This is a genomic window from Paenibacillus bouchesdurhonensis, from assembly GCF_900155685.1.
GTDB classification, from domain to species: domain Bacteria; phylum Bacillota; class Bacilli; order Paenibacillales; family Paenibacillaceae; genus Fontibacillus; species Fontibacillus bouchesdurhonensis.
In genome coordinates, this window is record NZ_LT732548.1 from 2,522,644 (window position 1) to 2,538,840 (window position 16,197).

At 47.8% G+C, this 16,197-nt stretch carries 19 protein-coding genes; 18 read left to right on the forward strand and 1 reads right to left on the reverse strand.

Annotated elements, in window-relative coordinates; genetic code table 11:
• Positions 1–65 precede the first annotated feature (65 nt).
• The 3 genes from CZ379_RS15620 (at position 66) to serS (ending at position 2,722) form a co-directional block, all read left to right on the forward strand.
• Positions 66–659 (forward strand): CPBP family intramembrane glutamic endopeptidase, encoded by a 594-nt coding sequence (locus tag CZ379_RS15620; RefSeq protein ID WP_110932463.1) that lies wholly within the window; start codon positions 66–68, stop codon positions 657–659.
• Entirely contained in the window at positions 656–1,120 is a 465-nt protein-coding gene (locus tag CZ379_RS15625) for a hypothetical protein (RefSeq protein ID WP_110932464.1), read from the forward strand. Before CZ379_RS15620 ends, CZ379_RS15625 begins: the two co-directional genes overlap by 4 nt.
• A 321-nt stretch (positions 1,121–1,441) precedes the next feature.
• Positions 1,442–2,722 carry a serine--tRNA ligase gene (gene serS / locus CZ379_RS15630; protein ID WP_110932465.1) on the forward strand — a complete coding sequence of 427 codons (1,281 nt, stop codon included), beginning with the start codon at positions 1,442–1,444 and terminating at the stop codon, positions 2,720–2,722.
• Positions 2,723–2,969: 247 nt separating this feature from the next.
• Here the strand turns inward: serS and CZ379_RS15635 are convergent, their stop codons facing one another.
• Positions 2,970–3,881 (reverse strand): polysaccharide deacetylase family protein, encoded by a 912-nt coding sequence (locus tag CZ379_RS15635; RefSeq protein ID WP_234404923.1) that lies wholly within the window; start codon positions 3,879–3,881, stop codon positions 2,970–2,972.
• A 108-nt stretch (positions 3,882–3,989) separates the two neighbouring features.
• Here CZ379_RS15635 and CZ379_RS15640 point away from each other — a divergent pair, with 108 nt between their 5' ends.
• The 15 genes from CZ379_RS15640 (at position 3,990) to CZ379_RS15710 (ending at position 16,184) form a co-directional block, all read left to right on the forward strand.
• Positions 3,990–4,343 carry a hypothetical protein gene (locus tag CZ379_RS15640; protein ID WP_110932466.1) on the forward strand — a complete coding sequence of 118 codons (354 nt, stop codon included), beginning with the start codon at positions 3,990–3,992 and terminating at the stop codon, positions 4,341–4,343.
• 188 nt (positions 4,344–4,531) lie between these two features.
• Complete coding sequence (locus CZ379_RS15645; protein WP_110932467.1) at positions 4,532–5,149, forward strand: genetic competence negative regulator; 618 nt, start codon at positions 4,532–4,534, stop codon at positions 5,147–5,149.
• Positions 5,150–5,226: 77 nt separating this feature from the next.
• Complete coding sequence (gene prsW, locus CZ379_RS15650) at positions 5,227–5,937, forward strand: glutamic-type intramembrane protease PrsW (RefSeq protein WP_110932468.1); 711 nt, start codon at positions 5,227–5,229, stop codon at positions 5,935–5,937.
• Between the two features lie 320 nt (positions 5,938–6,257).
• Positions 6,258–7,625, forward strand: coding sequence for a germination protein YpeB (gene ypeB / locus CZ379_RS15655; RefSeq protein ID WP_110932469.1), 1,368 nt, complete (start codon positions 6,258–6,260; stop codon positions 7,623–7,625).
• Positions 7,626–7,798: 173 nt separating this feature from the next.
• The gene (locus CZ379_RS15660; RefSeq protein ID WP_110932470.1) at positions 7,799–8,452 is read left to right on the forward strand and encodes a flagellar brake protein; all 654 of its coding nucleotides are present in this window, start codon (positions 7,799–7,801) and stop codon (positions 8,450–8,452) included.
• Between the two features lie 86 nt (positions 8,453–8,538).
• Positions 8,539–8,772, forward strand: a complete 234-nt coding sequence (locus CZ379_RS15665; protein ID WP_110932471.1) for a hypothetical protein — start codon at positions 8,539–8,541, stop codon at positions 8,770–8,772.
• A gap of 133 nt (positions 8,773–8,905) precedes the next feature.
• On the forward strand, positions 8,906–9,616 hold the full coding sequence (gene cmk / locus CZ379_RS15670) for a (d)CMP kinase (protein WP_110932472.1): 711 nt from the start codon (positions 8,906–8,908) through the stop codon (positions 9,614–9,616).
• The gene (locus CZ379_RS15675; protein WP_110932473.1) at positions 9,606–10,175 is read left to right on the forward strand and encodes a lysophospholipid acyltransferase family protein; all 570 of its coding nucleotides are present in this window, start codon (positions 9,606–9,608) and stop codon (positions 10,173–10,175) included. Before cmk ends, CZ379_RS15675 begins: the two co-directional genes overlap by 11 nt.
• A 130-nt stretch (positions 10,176–10,305) precedes the next feature.
• A complete protein-coding gene (rpsA, locus tag CZ379_RS15680; protein ID WP_110932474.1) occupies positions 10,306–11,538 on the forward strand; it encodes a 30S ribosomal protein S1 in 1,233 nt (410 codons plus the stop codon).
• A gap of 268 nt (positions 11,539–11,806) precedes the next feature.
• A complete protein-coding gene (gene der, locus CZ379_RS15685) occupies positions 11,807–13,129 on the forward strand; it encodes a ribosome biogenesis GTPase Der (RefSeq protein ID WP_110932475.1) in 1,323 nt (440 codons plus the stop codon).
• Positions 13,130–13,141: 12 nt separating this feature from the next.
• Positions 13,142–13,753 (forward strand): glycerol-3-phosphate 1-O-acyltransferase PlsY, encoded by a 612-nt coding sequence (plsY, locus tag CZ379_RS15690; RefSeq protein ID WP_110932476.1) that lies wholly within the window; start codon positions 13,142–13,144, stop codon positions 13,751–13,753.
• Positions 13,746–14,783, forward strand: a complete 1,038-nt coding sequence (locus CZ379_RS15695; protein ID WP_110932477.1) for an NAD(P)H-dependent glycerol-3-phosphate dehydrogenase — start codon at positions 13,746–13,748, stop codon at positions 14,781–14,783. The genes plsY and CZ379_RS15695 overlap by 8 nt, the downstream gene beginning before the upstream one ends.
• A gap of 100 nt (positions 14,784–14,883) precedes the next feature.
• Complete coding sequence (locus CZ379_RS15700) at positions 14,884–15,156, forward strand: stage VI sporulation protein F (RefSeq protein WP_110932478.1); 273 nt, start codon at positions 14,884–14,886, stop codon at positions 15,154–15,156.
• Between the two features lie 138 nt (positions 15,157–15,294).
• Positions 15,295–15,474, forward strand: coding sequence for a DUF2768 family protein (locus CZ379_RS15705; RefSeq protein ID WP_110932479.1), 180 nt, complete (start codon positions 15,295–15,297; stop codon positions 15,472–15,474).
• 68 nt (positions 15,475–15,542) lie between these two features.
• The gene (locus CZ379_RS15710) at positions 15,543–16,184 is read left to right on the forward strand and encodes a nucleotidyltransferase family protein (RefSeq protein ID WP_110932480.1); all 642 of its coding nucleotides are present in this window, start codon (positions 15,543–15,545) and stop codon (positions 16,182–16,184) included.
• The last annotated feature ends 13 nt before the right edge of the window (positions 16,185–16,197 follow it).

A 16,197-nucleotide genomic window follows, 5' to 3' on the forward strand; every position in this document is an offset into this window, starting at 1 on the left:
CTTAAAATGCCTGGTAGTGTATTTGTATTTAGAACTATAATAAAGGACAGGGTTTGACGAATACTATGAGAAAAAATAAGTTTGGCAAAATAAAAATTCAAAGAGTCGATCCCGGTCAACTTAATGAGCGCTTATTATTGATTAATTTATACATTACTCAAGGACTTACTTTATTTATCGGTATCATCGTCCTATTTTTTCAGAAGCGAAACCCAATCTCGGTACTCCGATTTCCGGAAAACTATGAATTTCTATTGTGGGGCTTCGGGCTGACCGCGGTGATGTTCGGTTTTGATTTCATTTTGTCCCGGTTCGTGAAGGAGGAGAGCCTTGATGACGGTGGGATCAACGAGATGCTTTTCCGTAATCGTCCGATTTGGCATATTGCCCTCATTTGTGTCATCGTGTCCATTTGTGAAGAATTATTGTTCCGCGGAGCGATCCAGCATGGAATTGGACCGTATTGGACGAGTATTATTTTTGCGCTGATCCATATTCGTTATCTCAGGCACTGGATACCGACTGGATGGGTATTTCTAAGCAGCTATGCGCTGGGATATATTTATATACAGGCGGGTACGTTATGGGCACCGATCGTATGCCACTTCCTGATCGATTTCATATCGGGACTCGTCATTAAATATCGGAGGGGAAAATGAGTGAACGCTTGAGCAGGATGGAGCGGTATGGTCAGCGCCGCAGTCCGAAAGACAAACAACATCGATCCGGGAACGCTACCCGGAAGCAGCCAGAGCACCAAATTTCGAGCGAAGCTAAATCTAGAGTCCAGTCGTTGAAAGGCAAGAAATTAACACGCAAACAACAAAATCGGGAGACGGGCTTTTACACCGACCGAAGTACGAATGCTGCGGCAGATGCCGCCCTAATGGAACAGCAAAGTTACGAAGTAATTCCGGTCAGCCGGCAGGTTCTTGAGGAAGCGGCGCCGACGCTAACAGCGGAGGAACTGCCATCCAGGCGGGAGGTATATCCATCCCAACGAGTGAAGCTGACGAGATATTTTTTTAATACATTGCTGTTTATCTTTATCGCTGTAATGGTGGTGTTGTTCTGGTGGGGGATTAGCGAGTCTCCATGGGGCCAGAACCATAGCATGTAACAGAGCAGTCTTGTCAAACGGCCACCTATTGTCATATACTATGATGAATAATTTCAAATCCGGAACATGCCGATGAAGAGAATCCAACTCGGAGGCGTTCTCGCCAAGGGAGCTTGTAATTTCTGCAAATGCTGCACAAGCCCTCTAAGTTAACCGGCACCGCCCGTTACCGCGGACCAAAGAGATTGGACGGCTGCTGCCGTCCAATAAATTGGGTGGCACCGCGAGCAGAGCGCTCCTCGTCCCAAAGGATGAGGGCGCTCTTTGTGTTTGTCGGACATTTAACTAAATAGCCCATTAGGGGAAAGGAACGGTGCCGGTATGCTGGATGTGAAATGGATTCGAGCTCACGCAGAAGAGGTTCAGAGAGCGGCGGATCATAAACGGATTAATTTTTCGGTCAGAGAGCTCTTGGAGTGGGATGATCGGAGAAAAAGGCATCTGCTGGAATGTGAGGAGCTTCGCAGGCAGCGGAATGAAGGAGCAGAACAAGCGCAAGGAATGCTTGCTGCCGATAGAGAGGCTGAAGCTGCTGAGCTTAGGGCAGCATTAAAGGGTGTCAACAGGGCGTTGAAGGAATCGGCCAAACGTTTGGAGGAGGCGGTTCAAACGGTGGATAGATTGACTCTGCTCGCCCCGAATGTCGTTTCTGAGGACACACCTATTGGAAGCTCGGAGGAAGATAATGTTGAGATTAGGCGCGTGGGACATATTCCCGAGTGGAGCTTTGTGCCAAGAGATCATGTGGAATTGGGAAGGCTGCATGATATGCTGGACATTCCTAGGGGAGTGAAGGCAGGCGGAAGCCGCACCTATTATCTCAAGGGAACGGGGGCATTGCTGCATCGAGCCGTACAGCAGCTTGCATTTGATTTGTTAATAGAGCGTGGTTTTGTTCCGATGGAGGTTCCCTTGCTCCTTAAGGAGCAGCCTTTCGTTCATAGCGGATATTTTCCTGCGGGTCAGGATCAATCTTTTTATGTTGAGGATGAGCGGAAGTGGCTCGCAGGGACATCGGAGGTTCCACTCCTTTCTTATTATGAAGGTGAGTTATTGGATCTAAGCGAGCCATTGAAGCTAGTCTCCGCATCGAATTGCTTTCGCAGCGAGGTAGGCTCTGCTGGCCGGGACGTGAAAGGCTTATATCGTGTGCATCAATTTGCTAAGGTGGAGATGGTTGTGCTGTGTCAGCCCGATCCCGATTTGTCGGAGAAAATGTTGCAGGAGATCACGAGCCATGCAGAGGAATTGCTTGCTCTTCTTGAGCTTCCTTACCGTGTAATGTCGGTCTGTACTGGAGATATGTCTGGGAGGACATACAAACAGTATGATATTGAAACCTGGATGCCGAGCACGGGCAGCTATGGGGAGACCCATTCGTCTTCCAATTTGCACAGCTTCCAATCGCGCCGGGCAAATATACGATGTATCGGTGATGGAGGTGCTGCTCTGCACTGTCATACATTGAACAATACGGCGGTTGCCTCGCCGCGAATTCTTATCCCTCTTCTTGAAAATCATCAAGACGAGGACGGATCGATCTATATTCCTAAAGCACTCCGCAAGTATGTAGCGGGCAGGGAGCGGTTCGACATTCTATAGATGGGTACTCTACGATTAGACATCCATCGAATATAGGGGAGCGGTGCAGCCATGAATCAAGCAAAATTGGAGCATGACATTATCAAAGCGATTGAGAACAATAAGTTTGGCTCACTGGGAACCGCTCAAGGCTCCGAGCCGATGGGATGGAAAGCGTAAAACGCATTATCATGAATCAGGGGCATTCCGCGCTTGCATGACGTGGAATGCCCCTTTTCTCCGTTCAAGTATGATGTTGATTAATGCGTTAAGAGTCGGGCGAATCCTGGGGCTGAACGGATATTGTACGCGGGTCAACGAATCCATAGCCTTCCGCTTTGATTCTCGTGAGCAGCTCATCTAGAGCTTCTGCTGTCCAAGGCAGTTCATGCATAAGGATATTGCTGCCGGGATGAAGCTGCTCCATAACATTGTTAATAATGCCTTCCGGCTTATTTTTGAACTTCGCGTCCCAATCGAGTGAGCCGTTGGACCAGGTCATGTAAATCATTTCGTTTTCTTCAACGATGCCGTGGAGCGCGTCATTGCCGGAACCGAAGGGAGGACGGAAAAATCGGGGGCTCTCGCCAATCGTTTCAGAAACAATTTGCTGCACGTCCTCGACCTGCTTGCGGGCGCTGTCTGCGGCCTCCTTCTTCAAATCGATATGATCCCAGCTATGATTGCCGATAATTTGACCGCGCTTATGAATGAGCTTGAGCAAATCCGGATTGCTCTTGACCCGGTACCCGTTAACGAAAAATATTGCCTTGGCCTCGTGTTTATCTAGGGTATCGAGCATCACCTCCAGCATTTCCTGTTCTTTAGGCCCATCATCGAATGTCAGCAAGACGACCTTCTTTTCGATTCCTTCCTCATTGGGAGCTACGCGGTATGCTTTGTTAATGTGATACTTAAATTCTGGAATTTCTAGAGCATCAGGGGTGGTAGCTAGTTGTTCCATATCTTCTTCTGAGGCTTGGCCATTTTCGCTATTCAGCGCGTTGTCATTGCTTTCAACCGCCACATCTTCCTGATTCGTTGCAGCAGGTGAGTTTGCCCCGGAGGACAGATTTTGGGTGGAGTTGGAACCGTTTTTCTTAGCGGATGAATGATCCGAACCGCATGAGCTAAGAATAAGGCAGCAAGCCGCGATGAGGAGAATCTTCTTGTTGAGCAAATGAATTCATCTCGCTTTCCGTGTTTCTTCCTGTATTTAATGCGCATGAGTTTGAACTATTACGTGAACACTACAAATGATTTTAACACAATCAAGGAGGTTTTTTGGGTGAAATCTGTCTCATTCTTATGTGGTGCGTTGGTCGGAGCGGCAGCTGTCATTTGGTCAGCAAAGCGGAACGGTTCGCAAATGGGCGGCAATGGCAAAGGCATTATGAAGCTGGCCGGGCTGTCGATGAACTCCTCCGGCAAAGGCAGCGAGCAACAATCGTCGAGTGAAGCAAGCTTTTCCTCATCCAGCGAATCCAAGGTGTATCCCAGTTCTACATCCTCGTCCGATGCGAGTCATTCGAAGGAATACAACTTAAAGCAAATTACGGACTTTATTAAGGGAAATGCCGATGTGCGCCGAGAGGTTGAGCAAATTTTGAAAGAGACAAATTCGGTCATTCCCGGGCTATAATTTTCACTGATTTATGGATCATTTTCAGCTCCTTGGAGGTCGAGCAGAAAATGATTCTTTTTTTGTCTATTTTATTACGTGCATTTAGGTAAGATAAATGATAACATACTTACAAAGAACCATTTCCAGCACATATTACAGCAGGTTTCATAATCTGTTATTACAAGGTTAGGGGAGGAGGATCCTGTATGAGAATTGAAAGACTTGGCCAAGATAAGATACGGATTTTCCTCACTTTTGACGACCTTAGCGAACGCGGCATTCAGAAAGAGGACATGTGGCAGGAGATTCCCAAGGTTCATGACCTGTTCACTGAAATGATGGATCAGGCTTATAATGAAGTGGGATTTGACGCTACAGGCCCCTTGGCCGTTGAGGTTTTCGCGCTTCCTGCTCAAGGGATGGTCGTCATAGTGACGCGCGGTAAATATGATCACCATCATGGGATCGGATCGCACTATGAGGATGAATTACCGGATGAAGTCTACGAGATGGAAGTAACGCTGGAGCAGAGTGATACAATTCTATATTCCTTTGATGATTTTGAGGTAGTAATTGAAGCGGCTCATGTTCTGCGACCTATGCTTACGGAATCTGGAAGACTATTTAAATATAATGGGAAATGGATTCTTCAGCTGGAGCCGGAAGATTTGGAAGAAGGCAGACATCCAGCAGTCATTGCAGTTCTCGCTGAATTTGGCGAGGCAACTTCTGTAACGCCAGCGATGCTGGAGGAATACGGTAACCAGGTCATGTCTGAGAATGCGATTGGGGTTATTTGTAGTAACTTCAAACGTCAGGACTAGATGATGAAGCGGTGCCTTATGTATCGATACAGCCAAAGCTTGAATTGTTGTAAGTGGTCGATGAGGGGGGATTACCGTTGATTTTTTTCTCGATTGCGACCGCAGCGGTAGCCCCCGGAATCGCCTTGCTTACTTATTTTTATCTTAAGGACAAGTATGAAGCCGAACCGCTGCACATGGTCATAAAGGTTTTCTTGCTCGGCTTTATAATCGTTCTGCCTGTTATGATTGTTCAAAGCGGCTTGATGCTATGGCTGGGAGAAGGTTCCTTGGTAAATTCCTTTTTAATTTCAGCCGGCGTCGAGGAAGCCTTGAAGTGGTTTGTGCTGTTTCACATGATTTACAACCATACAGAGTTCGATGAACCCTATGACGGGATACTTTATGCTACAGCTATTTCGCTCGGCTTTGCGACAGTGGAGAATGTGATTTACTCCTTTGCGCAGCAGGCGACTGTGGGCACCTTGCTGTTCCGGGCGCTGCTGCCCGTTTCAGGGCATGCCATGTTTGGGGTGATGATGGGCTACTATATGGGGCGCGCTAAATTCTCCAGTGGCAAAGATAGCCGCAGGTTTCTTGCATATTCATTATTACTTCCTTTCTTCTATCATGGTGTTTACGACTGGATTTTGGATAATATTACACATTACTGGATTTGGTATATTGTTCCTTTGATGGCGTTTCTATGGTATGGAGGCATCGGCAAAATGTATAGAGCCAACAAGAGATCTCCCTTCCGTCGACTGCTCGAGGACAGGGTTAACAAAACTGAAAAAAGGGCATCCTGATGACAGTTTATCCGCGATTTGATTAGATCGTAAAAACTGAAAAGGGGTGCCTTTTTTGTGCGTGTAAAAGTGAAAATTACTTGTAAAACATGCGGGGAACGGTTTGTTTTGCGTGGCAGAAAGGAACGCGGGGAAATCGAGACTGGCTTCAAGCAATGTCTTTGTGATAATCGTCATTATTTTGACATTGAAGAGGATTTGCCTTAATAGTCAGGCCTCTACAGACTGAATATGATTTTTATTAGCTGTGAAAAGTGAATAAACTTCCTTCCTTCTAGTCAAACTAACTTCAGTTCTCTGAAGGAAGGAGTGTATATGATTTGTATAAACGACTAAGTGCCATCTTGTTCCCGATCGCTACGGTTTTGTTAATCGGTTCTTTAATGTGGGGCTATCAAGAAAACCAGGAAAAGAACGCGATCCTGATCAAGGCGGAAAATCAGTATCAGCGAGCATTTCACAATTTGTCGTTTCATGTTGATAAGCTGCATGGAGAGCTGGGCAATACACTCGCGGTGCATAGCGCCTCTACGGGGACACAGCGCAAGGGCTTGGTGAACGTGTGGAGAATTACAAGTGAAGCACAAAATGAAATCAACCAATTGCCTTTGACCTTGCTTCCATTTAACAAAACAGAGGAGTTTCTGTCCAGGATCTCTAAATTTTCCTATCAGGCCGGAGTCCGAGATTTGACCAAGCAGCCGTTAAGCGAAAATGAAATGAAGAATTTAAAGGAGCTTTACAAGAGCTCGGCTCAAATCTCTAAGCAATTGCAGGAGGTACAGGACAAGGCTCTCTCGAAACGTCTTCGCTGGATGGATGTAGAGACAGCGCTAGCGAATCCGAATGATCCGCAGGATAATACGATCATTGACGGCTTCAAGACGGTAGACAAGAAAGTCGGAGAATATCCTGAACTGGATTGGGGGCCGTCCGTCTCAAGTATTTATAACAAACGCTCTGTTAAGAAACTTGGCGGACAACCCGTAACTGCACATGATATCAAGAGCAAAGCTGCCAGGTTCGCAGGAGTGCATTCTCCGCAGAACATCAAGGTTACCGAGAACGGAAAGGGGACAGAATGGGCCTCTTATACTGCTAAAGTCCAAGGGGGCGATAAGGCAGAATCCGTTACACTGGATTTCACGCGCCATGGGGGCCATCTGATTAACTATTGGAGCGACCGCCATATCGGGCCTAAGGCAATCTCTCATGAAACAGCGAGAGAAAGGGCGGATCAGTTCCTAAAAAACAAAGGCTACACGGATCTGACTCCGGTGACTTATGACGAATACGATAATATCGGCAGCTTTACTTTTGTAAAAAAGGATGGAGATGTGCTGATTTATCCAGAGAAAATTTCAATAAGAGTTGCTATGGATAACGGTCATGTCATTGGCATGCAGGCGAGTGATTACGTGTATGAGCAACAGGATGGGAAAGATCGCAAGCTAAGCAAGCCTAAGCTGTCGGCCGAGCAGGCTCGCAAGTACTTGAATCCGGAATATAAAGAACAATATCACCGCCTTGCTCTGATTGAGAACGATTTATCTGAAAAAGTGCTGACCTACGAATTCGGAGGAGCCATTAACGGTTCGCGGTATCGAATTTACCTCAATGCCGATAATGGGAATGAAGAAATCGTAGAGCAAATTCGCGACGGTCATGCGAAGAGAAGTTCAATGTAGCTTTGCGGCGGCATAGCAGAAAATGGATTATACGGAAGACGGATTAGAATGGATGATTCTAATTCGTCTTTTTATTTTCAACGAGGAACATTTATTTGATTGCTCCAATAGACCTATGGCGTGTTATAATCTAATGGTAATAATTATTTGAAAAAACAAGGTGGTGCAGGGTCTTGTTTCCTAGTGTAAATGACCTGTTATATATTCAGGTCGCATCGGCAGACAGTAAGGAAGTGGATAAGGAGTACAAGTCACGTATCGCCGATGTCGAGGACGACACGCTTCTGATTGAGATTCCGATTGAGAGCGGCAGCGGACGAATGAAGCGGCTGTTTATGGGGGATGAGCTGTCGATATACTTTTTGACTGATCAAGGAGTTAAAAATTATTTTAATACATATGTCCTTGGCTTTGCTGACGATATAGTCCAGCTTGTAAGGATCAGAAGACCTGAGTTGGAGACGATTACGAAGATTCAACGCCGCCACTTCCTAAGGGTTGTAGCTAAGCTTGATATCGCGGTTAAGCTAAAGGACGATACCCGTTTCGTTGCTTTGACGGAAGATGTCGGCGGGGGAGGAGTATCTCTGCTGACTGAAGGCAAATACCGAATTTCCGAAGGGGAGCAGTTGTATTGCTGGCTTCTGTTGGCGTATAAGAATGGTTCCATTGACCACGTTCCTTTCGAGGCTGAGGTCGTGCGCACAAAGAAGCTCGAGACAGGGCGAATTATGCTGATGCTGAAATTTGTCAGTATTTCTGATATGGAGAGGCAAAAGCTAATCCGCTACTGCTTTGAACGTCAATTTGATTTCAAGAATCGCTAAGTCTCGTGGAAGTCCGGCTATGGCAGACGACTGACTTCTCCTTACATTGGATAAGATAAAATTATCCAGAAGTAGGGGGTGGCTTGATGTCTAGAAATAAGGAAGCTAAAGATACGCAAGAGGATGCCGGTGCCGAAGAGTATACAGAACTGTTTTTGACGTTCAGCGGCTGGATGGAAACCGTGCTTCGAAAGGCTTTGATCATCACCTTGGCAGGGCTTTGCCTTTTTCAAATTATACTTTTTATCCCTGCATTGAAAGGCTATATTGCCTCGGCGGATCGCTTCGAAGGTGTGGCCATCGACCGTCCGGCAGGATGATAACGAAGATGGAGGGCAGGTGGTTGGCGTTTCGATCTTTTGCATCCAACCACGTTGTGTGGTATAATTTTCACGTCGCAGGCAATGCCTGCTTTTTTATTGAGACCGTGTTTTTTCGAGGAGGCGTACCCGTTTGGCAAGGACAACGTCATCACATAATGGCAAGATCAACATCGCGATCGACGGGCCTGCCGGTGCGGGTAAAAGTACGATTGCCCGGATGGTTGCAAGCCTGCTGTCATATGTCTATGTTGACACTGGCGCAATGTACCGAGCAGCGACCTGGTATTTGCAAAGTCTCGGAATTGAACCTGAAGAAGTGAATAAAGTGCTTCATTCGGTACAAAACTTGGGTATTGAATTAATACCGGGAGAAGACGGACAGCAAGTCATTGTAAACGGTCAAGACGTGACTGCTGAAATTCGCTCTCTTACGGTCAGCTCACAGGTATCCCGATATGCGCAAATCGAGGGGCTGCGGACTTGGCTCGTGTCTCTTCAGCGGCAAATGGCTTTGCGCAAAGGCGTCGTCATGGACGGACGCGATATCGGTACGACGGTGCTTCCGGATGCGGAAGTGAAAGTCTACATGACGGCAACCGTCGAGGAGCGCGCTCGTCGTAGATTTAGAGAAATGCAGGAGCAGCAGGGCATTACCTTGGAAATGATCGCTCGCGATATCGCTGAGCGTGATCGGCTGGATCAGGAGAGGGAAGTATCCCCCCTGCGGCAGGCTGAGGATGCCATACTGCTGGATACGACGCATCTGACCCCTCGTGAAGTGGCAGACCGCATCGTTTCATTAAGTGAAACTTATGGGAGAGAGAACAGGAATGATTTATAGCTTTTGCCGTGGTGCATTATTATTGATTTATAAAGCGCTATTCCGTTTGGAGGGGAAGGGGCTTGAGCATATCCCCAAGGAGGGCGGCGTGCTACTCTGTTCCAATCATATAAGTTTGCTGGATCCGCCAACGATCGGCATTCTCCTGAAACGAAAAGTGCACTTCATGGCCAAGAAGGAATTGTTCGACATTTTCGGATTTGGCTGGCTGATTAGGCAGCTTGGCGCGTTTCCTGTCAAAAGAGGCGGCGTCAGCAAGGAGTCGATCAAGACCTCGTTAACCATTTTACGAACGGGTAAGGTCATGGGGATTTTCCCTGAGGGCTCTCGCTCAGGCGGGATGGGAAAGAGAGGGGCGGCCACATTCGCTCTTCGCAGCGATGCTGCTATTGTTCCCGTAGCCATTGTTGGCAATTATAAGTTGTTTAGAAAAATGAAGGTGGTTTACGGAGCTCCTATCGATATTTCGGAGTTCAAGGAGGGCACGATTCCTGATGCCGCTGAGCGCGTGACGGAAATCATTATGGCCCGCATTGCTGAGCTCAAGGCTCAGGGATAACTAAGCTGGACAAGAGCTTTTAATGCATGAAGGCAGGGGGCTTTTGGAAAGCTATCAACATCAAGTTGTTTTGAACTTCGCTTCAAGCGGGTTTAAATAAATGGGTTGCTGAATTGAGGAGGGTATTGACATGTCGGAAGAAATTAAGAATCAAGAAGCTGCTGAGGTAGCGAACCAGGATGAACTGGAACAAATCGTATCCTTGAAAAAAGGGGACACCGTAAAAGGAACGATCGTCAAAATCGAGGACAACCAGGCTTATGTGAGCATTGGATATAAATATGACGGCGTTATTCCTATTCGTGAATTGTCCTCTGTTCATTTGGACAGCGCTTCGGATGCCGTTGAGGTAGGCCAAGAAGTAGAGACTAAAGTCGTCAGTATCGACGATGAGAAAGAGCGTCTTGTGCTATCCAAACGTGCGATCGACAGCGAGAATGCGTGGGAAGAGCTGCAAAAGCGCTTTGAAAGCCAAGAGACTTTCGAAGTAACTGTTGCCGATGTCGTAAAAGGCGGTATCGTTGCAGACGTTGGCGTGCGCGGATTTATCCCTGCATCGATGGTTGAGCGCCACTATGTAGAGGACTTCAGCGATTACAAAGGTCGTACGCTTCGCGTAAAAGTGAAGGAAATCGATCCTGAGAACAATAAAGTGATTTTGTCGCAAAAAGACGTTCTCGATGAAGAGTTTGAAGCGAATAAGCTTAAAGTAATGGGCGAACTGCAGGAAGGCCAAGTTATCGAAGGCACAGTGCAACGCCTAACTCAATTCGGTGCATTCGTGGATGTAGGCGGCGTAGACGGACTTGTTCACGTATCCGAAATTGCCTGGAGCCATGTTGATAAGCCGTCCGATGTTCTCTCTGAAGGAGAGCAAGTGAAGGTGAAGGTTCTTAAAGTAGATCCTGAGAAAGGCAAGATCAGCCTGAGCATCAAGGCGGCAATGCCTGGGCCTTGGGATACGGCTGCAGAGCAATTTAAGACGGGAGATATCGTAAGTGGTGAAGTGAAACGTCTTGTCAACTTCGGTGCTTTTGTCGAAATTGCGCCTGGAGTAGAAGGACTTGTTCATATCTCGCAAATTTCCCACAAACATATTGGAACACCGCATGAAGTATTGAAAGAGGGACAGACGGTTCAAGTTAAAATTCTGGATGTTAACATTGCAGAGCAGCGGATCAGCCTGAGCATCAAGGAAACGGAAGAAGCTCCTGCTGTTCAGCCGAAGAGCGAGAAGCCGTCCAGAGGCAGCAGCGTAAGAAAAGAAGACTTGAACGACAACCCTAACGTTTCGCTCAACAATCAAGGCCTAAGCGTTACTCTTGGCGAGCGGTTTGGTGACAAATTGAGCAAGTGGAAATAGACGGGATTTAGCAGGCACAAAGATCGGCGGCCCCCTAACACGGGTTCGCCGATTTTATTTTTTCTGCACATGGTTCCTCGGGAGTAAAGAAATCTAAGGCGGCTATAATAAAAACGTTTACTTTTCCTTAATATAGGCAATATGTACGCGGAAAATGAGCAATGAAACGTTAGCCAATTAGTGCTTTTTTTGCTATGATGATAATCGTGAATCATGGACTAAGAAATTAATTTCGTTTAAATATAGGAACAAAATAGGAGGTATCCGTATGGCAAGACCCGTTGTGGCTATTGTAGGAAGGCCGAATGTGGGGAAATCCACGATTTTCAACCGAATTATCGGCGACAGGCTCGCGATCGTGGAAGACAAGCCCGGTATTACCCGCGATCGTATTTATGGCGTTGGGGAATGGAACGGCAAGCCGTTCAGCATCATTGATACGGGCGGAATCGAACTTGGCGATGAAGAACCGATTTTGAAGTCGATCCGCATGCAAGCAGAACTCGCAATCGAAGAAGCAGATGTTATCGTCTTTATGTGCGATGCCAAGGCCGGGGTAACGAGCTCGGATGAGGAAGTCGCCAACCTGTTGTATCGCTGCGGCAAGCCGGTTATTGTGGCCGTGAATAAGGTCGACAATATCGGTCGAAGTGATCATATTTATGAGTTTTACAATTTGGGCTTCGGAGATCCGATTGGCATCTCAGGCAGTCACGGTACCGGAATCGGCGATTTGCTTGATGCGATTGCCGAGAATTTGCCTGAGCTGACGGATGAAGAGTATGACGAGGATGTCATTCGCGTTGCCTTGATTGGCCGGCCGAATGTCGGCAAATCGTCGCTTATTAACGCGATTCTCGGGGAGGAGCGAGTCATTGTCAGCGATGTAGCCGGAACGACTCGCGATGCGATCGATACGCCGTTTGAAAAGGACGGCCAGCGGTATGTTTTGATTGACACGGCAGGCATGCGCAAGCGTGGGAAAGTATACGAGTCGACGGAGAAATACAGCGTCATGCGTGCGATGAAAGCAATTGAGCGAGCGGATGTCGTCCTCGTATTAATCAACGGGGAGGAAGGCATTATCGAGCAGGACAAACATATTGCCGGTTATGCTTTTGAAGCGGGCAAGGCTTCTGTATTTGTCGTGAATAAATGGGACGTCGTCGAGAAGGACGATAAGACAATGCATCAGTTTGAACAGAAAATCCGAGATCATTTCCTGTTCATGACATATGCGCCGGTCGTCTTTCTTTCCGCCAAGACCAAGCAGCGCTTGCACAGATTGCTGCCTGTTGTTCAGCATGTAGCGGATCAGCATGCCAAGAGGGTGCAAACGCACCTGCTGAACGACGTCGTTTCGGATGCGATTGCTATCAATCCGCCGCCTACGGATAAAGGAAGAAGGCTGCGGATTAATTATGTCACGCAGGTGTCCGTTAAACCACCGACAATCGTCGTGTTCGTGAACGATCCTGAGCTGATGCATTTTTCCTATGAGCGTTACTTGGAAAACAGAATCAGAGCGGCTTTTGATTTCGAAGGTACCCCAATTCGGCTGTTCACGCGCCGGAAGTCTGATGAAGGTTAGGAGAGGGAGAATGTGATTTTACCCGTGATTGCAGTAATTTTCAGCTATTTGTTGGGATCGGTCAGCTTCAGTGTCGTGCTGGCGAAGTCCTTGAAAGGAATTGATATCCGTCAGCATGGAAGCGGCAACGCTGGAGCTACCAACACACTGAGAGTGCTCGGCAAGGGACCGGCGATCATGGTGCTTGCTCTAGATGTACTGAAGGGAATAGCTGCCGTCTGGATCGGCAGGTGGCTTGGCGGGGATTATGTATGGGTTCCTCTCCTATGCGGCCTCGCTGCCATCGTAGGCCACAATTGGCCAATCTATTTCCGCTTTCGCGGGGGCAAGGGAATTGCTACAACGATTGGCGTAATGGCCTCCTTGTTCTTCTTCCCTGCGCTCTATGCAGGAATCATCGCTATTGTATCTATCGTTTTTACGAGGTATGTATCTCTCGGATCTTTGCTGTTTGTTCTGCTGACTCCTCTATTTCTTGTGTTCTCCGGACAAATTGGTCCTTATCTGTGGACAAGTCTCATTATTTTCGCCTTTGCATTTTGGCGACATCGCACGAATATTGTGAAGCTGGTTCAGGGCAAAGAGAATAAACTAGGCTCCAAGGGAGGTAAACGAGTTGTCTGAGAAAGCGGCCGTATTAGTGGCAGGAAGCTGGGGAACCGCATTAGCCAGCGTTCTGGCCGATAAAATGGATGTGACGATCTGGACTCGTAACGAGGCGCAAAGAGATGAGATTAATGAGAAGCACCGAAATGAGCGGTTTTTACCCGGGATCGATTTATCGTCGCGCATCGTCGCCACGACCGATATGGGAGAGGCTGTCGCGGGTGCTAAAGCGGTCGTCATCGTAGCCCCGTCCTCCGCCATGCGGGAAGTGGCTCGGTCGTTGAAGGCGCATTGGAATGAGGGGATGACGATTGTTCATGCGACCAAAGGCTTCGAGACGGAGAGCCTCAAGCGCATGTCGGTCGTGATTGCCGAGGAGCTAGGCTGTGAGGAGGGGCGAATCGTCGTTCTGTCAGGCCCGAGCCATGCCGAAGAAGTCGTCAAACGCTGCCCAACGACTGTCGTTGTCGCTTCTATGGTTGAGGAGCAGGCGCAGCGGGCGCAGGACTTGTTCATGAATTCGTATTTCCGGGTTTACACGAACCGGGATATGGTTGGCGTAGAGCTTGCAGGTGCGCTCAAGAACATTATTGCCCTTGGCGCTGGCATGTCCGATGGACTCGGCTATGGTGATAATGCCAAAGCGGCGCTGCTGACGCGTGGCCTTGCAGAGATTACGCGAATCGGGGTAGAGATGGGAGCGAACCCGCTCACTTTCGCCGGATTAGCTGGCGTAGGAGATCTAGTTGTGACGGCGACGAGCCGACACAGCCGGAATTGGCGTGCAGGATATATGCTTGGTGAGGGGAAATCGCTAGATACGGTCCTGGGTTCCATGGGGATGGTTGTTGAAGGGATTCGGACAACTAAAGCGGCGCGTACAATTTCGGAGAAGTACAAGGTACAGATGCCGATTGCTCAACAGTTGTATCACGTTCTGTTTGACGGCATCGAGCCGAGGGTCGCTGTGGAGGCTCTAATGGGACGGGATCGGAAAACCGAGATGGAAGTCATGTCATTGGAAACTTGGGAGCAGTGGCATAATTAAAGGATAGGCGCGGGTAAACTTAGGTAGCTTGCCTCATGTGATACACCTTTTTCGCATGATCCTCATACACTGTGGGAGAGGAATGCGAAGGGGGGAGAATATGAGCAAAATTTCGAAAGATGCCCTGAACGCGATTAACAAAAAAACCGGAAAGCATATTTCCGAAAACTCTGTCAAAAAACTGGCAGGTTCAGTGAAACCATCTACATTGCAAAGTGAAGCGGAGCTCCGAAAGCTGATTAAGCAGGTATCGGCTATGGCTAAAGTGCCTGTTACGGAAAGCACGATCTCGGAAATTATCGGAGCCGTGAAGAAGAGCGGCATGAATCCGAACAATATGGAAGCTCTGATGAAATTAATGCTCAAGAAATAAATAAAGAAGGCACCGTTAAGGTGCTTCTTTTATTTTTTTATTAAATTGCAGGCATTGCTTCGTTCTGCGTAGCCTGTTCGGACTCAAAATGCTATAATATTCATCATATCAATTATGGTCAATGGGAGAGTTACATTCATGGATGCAATGACGAAGATGTGGTTATCGATCGCGGCGATTCTCGTGATGGGTGTGTCTGTTTTTCTGGTAACCTTTGCCCGTACTAAGACGAAAGGCTTTGTGAAAGTAATTTTATCCTTGGTCGCCTTCATTATTATGCTGACTGGTTTTCTAATGGGGCTTGTATCGATAACCTAGCAGCCGGCCCTGTAATAACCGGAATGGAAGGAAGCCCAAGTATAACGCAGCTTAGGAAGAGGTATTAAATGAGTATGGGAATCGTAGAGGAAGGACAAGCCCCTTTAGTCTCGGCTTTAAAGGAGCTAAGCGCCCGGCTAGGTCAAGCTTCGGCAATCTGGCTGCTCGGCGGGAGCTGTGGTTTATGGCTGCAAGGCGTGTCGCTTGAACAGCCTCCTCGAGACATTGATGTATATTATGATAGAGCCGACGTGAATAATCTGCATGATCGTTTAACCGAATTGGCTTTGGATAAGCCGATATTGGATGAGAGCGGCCGCTATGCTTCCTTGCTAAGTCACTACCGGATAGGCTCACTTACAATGGAGCTTGTCGGCGGTTTTGAAGTGCGGAAAGGCAGCTCCCAATACCGTACAGAGGTGGGCGGCATCTTGTCTGAATATTCCAGTTCTATCTTGCTGGAGGGTTCAACGATACGATTGATGCCTCTTGCACATGAGCTGCTCTTTAATGTGCTTCGAGAGCGCCCAGATCGTTACCATGCTATCGCTGAGGTGATCCGTCAGTCGCCGGAGCCGCACGTTGGCCTGTTGAAAATGCTGCTTGCTCGGAACGAATGGGAAGCAGAGATGGTTAAGAGCGTGGCAGAACTGCTAGATGCCCCGGAAATAGTTGAAGAATGGCTGCAGGAGCCAATGCGAAACCAATAGGAGGAACCCGTCA

Bases quoted from the DNA above. Each gene is read 5' to 3' on its own strand.
- CZ379_RS15710 (WP_110932480.1), top strand. From the start codon at position 15,543: ATGAGTATGGGAATCGTAGAGGAAGGACAAGCCCCTTTAGTCTCGGCT.
- CZ379_RS15665 (WP_110932471.1), top strand. From the start codon at position 8,539: ATGTCTAGAAATAAGGAAGCTAAAGATACGCAAGAGGATGCCGGTGCC.
- CZ379_RS15620 (WP_110932463.1), top strand. From the start codon at position 66: ATGAGAAAAAATAAGTTTGGCAAAATAAAAATTCAAAGAGTCGATCCC.
- CZ379_RS15625 (WP_110932464.1), top strand. From the start codon at position 656: ATGAGTGAACGCTTGAGCAGGATGGAGCGGTATGGTCAGCGCCGCAGT.
- CZ379_RS15645 (WP_110932467.1), top strand. From the start codon at position 4,532: ATGAGAATTGAAAGACTTGGCCAAGATAAGATACGGATTTTCCTCACT.
- CZ379_RS15705 (WP_110932479.1), top strand. From the start codon at position 15,295: ATGGATGCAATGACGAAGATGTGGTTATCGATCGCGGCGATTCTCGTG.
- serS (WP_110932465.1), top strand. From the start codon at position 1,442: ATGCTGGATGTGAAATGGATTCGAGCTCACGCAGAAGAGGTTCAGAGA.
- der (WP_110932475.1), top strand. From the start codon at position 11,807: ATGGCAAGACCCGTTGTGGCTATTGTAGGAAGGCCGAATGTGGGGAAA.
- CZ379_RS15675 (WP_110932473.1), top strand. From the start codon at position 9,606: ATGATTTATAGCTTTTGCCGTGGTGCATTATTATTGATTTATAAAGCG.
- CZ379_RS15700 (WP_110932478.1), top strand. From the start codon at position 14,884: ATGAGCAAAATTTCGAAAGATGCCCTGAACGCGATTAACAAAAAAACC.
- rpsA (WP_110932474.1), top strand. From the start codon at position 10,306: ATGTCGGAAGAAATTAAGAATCAAGAAGCTGCTGAGGTAGCGAACCAG.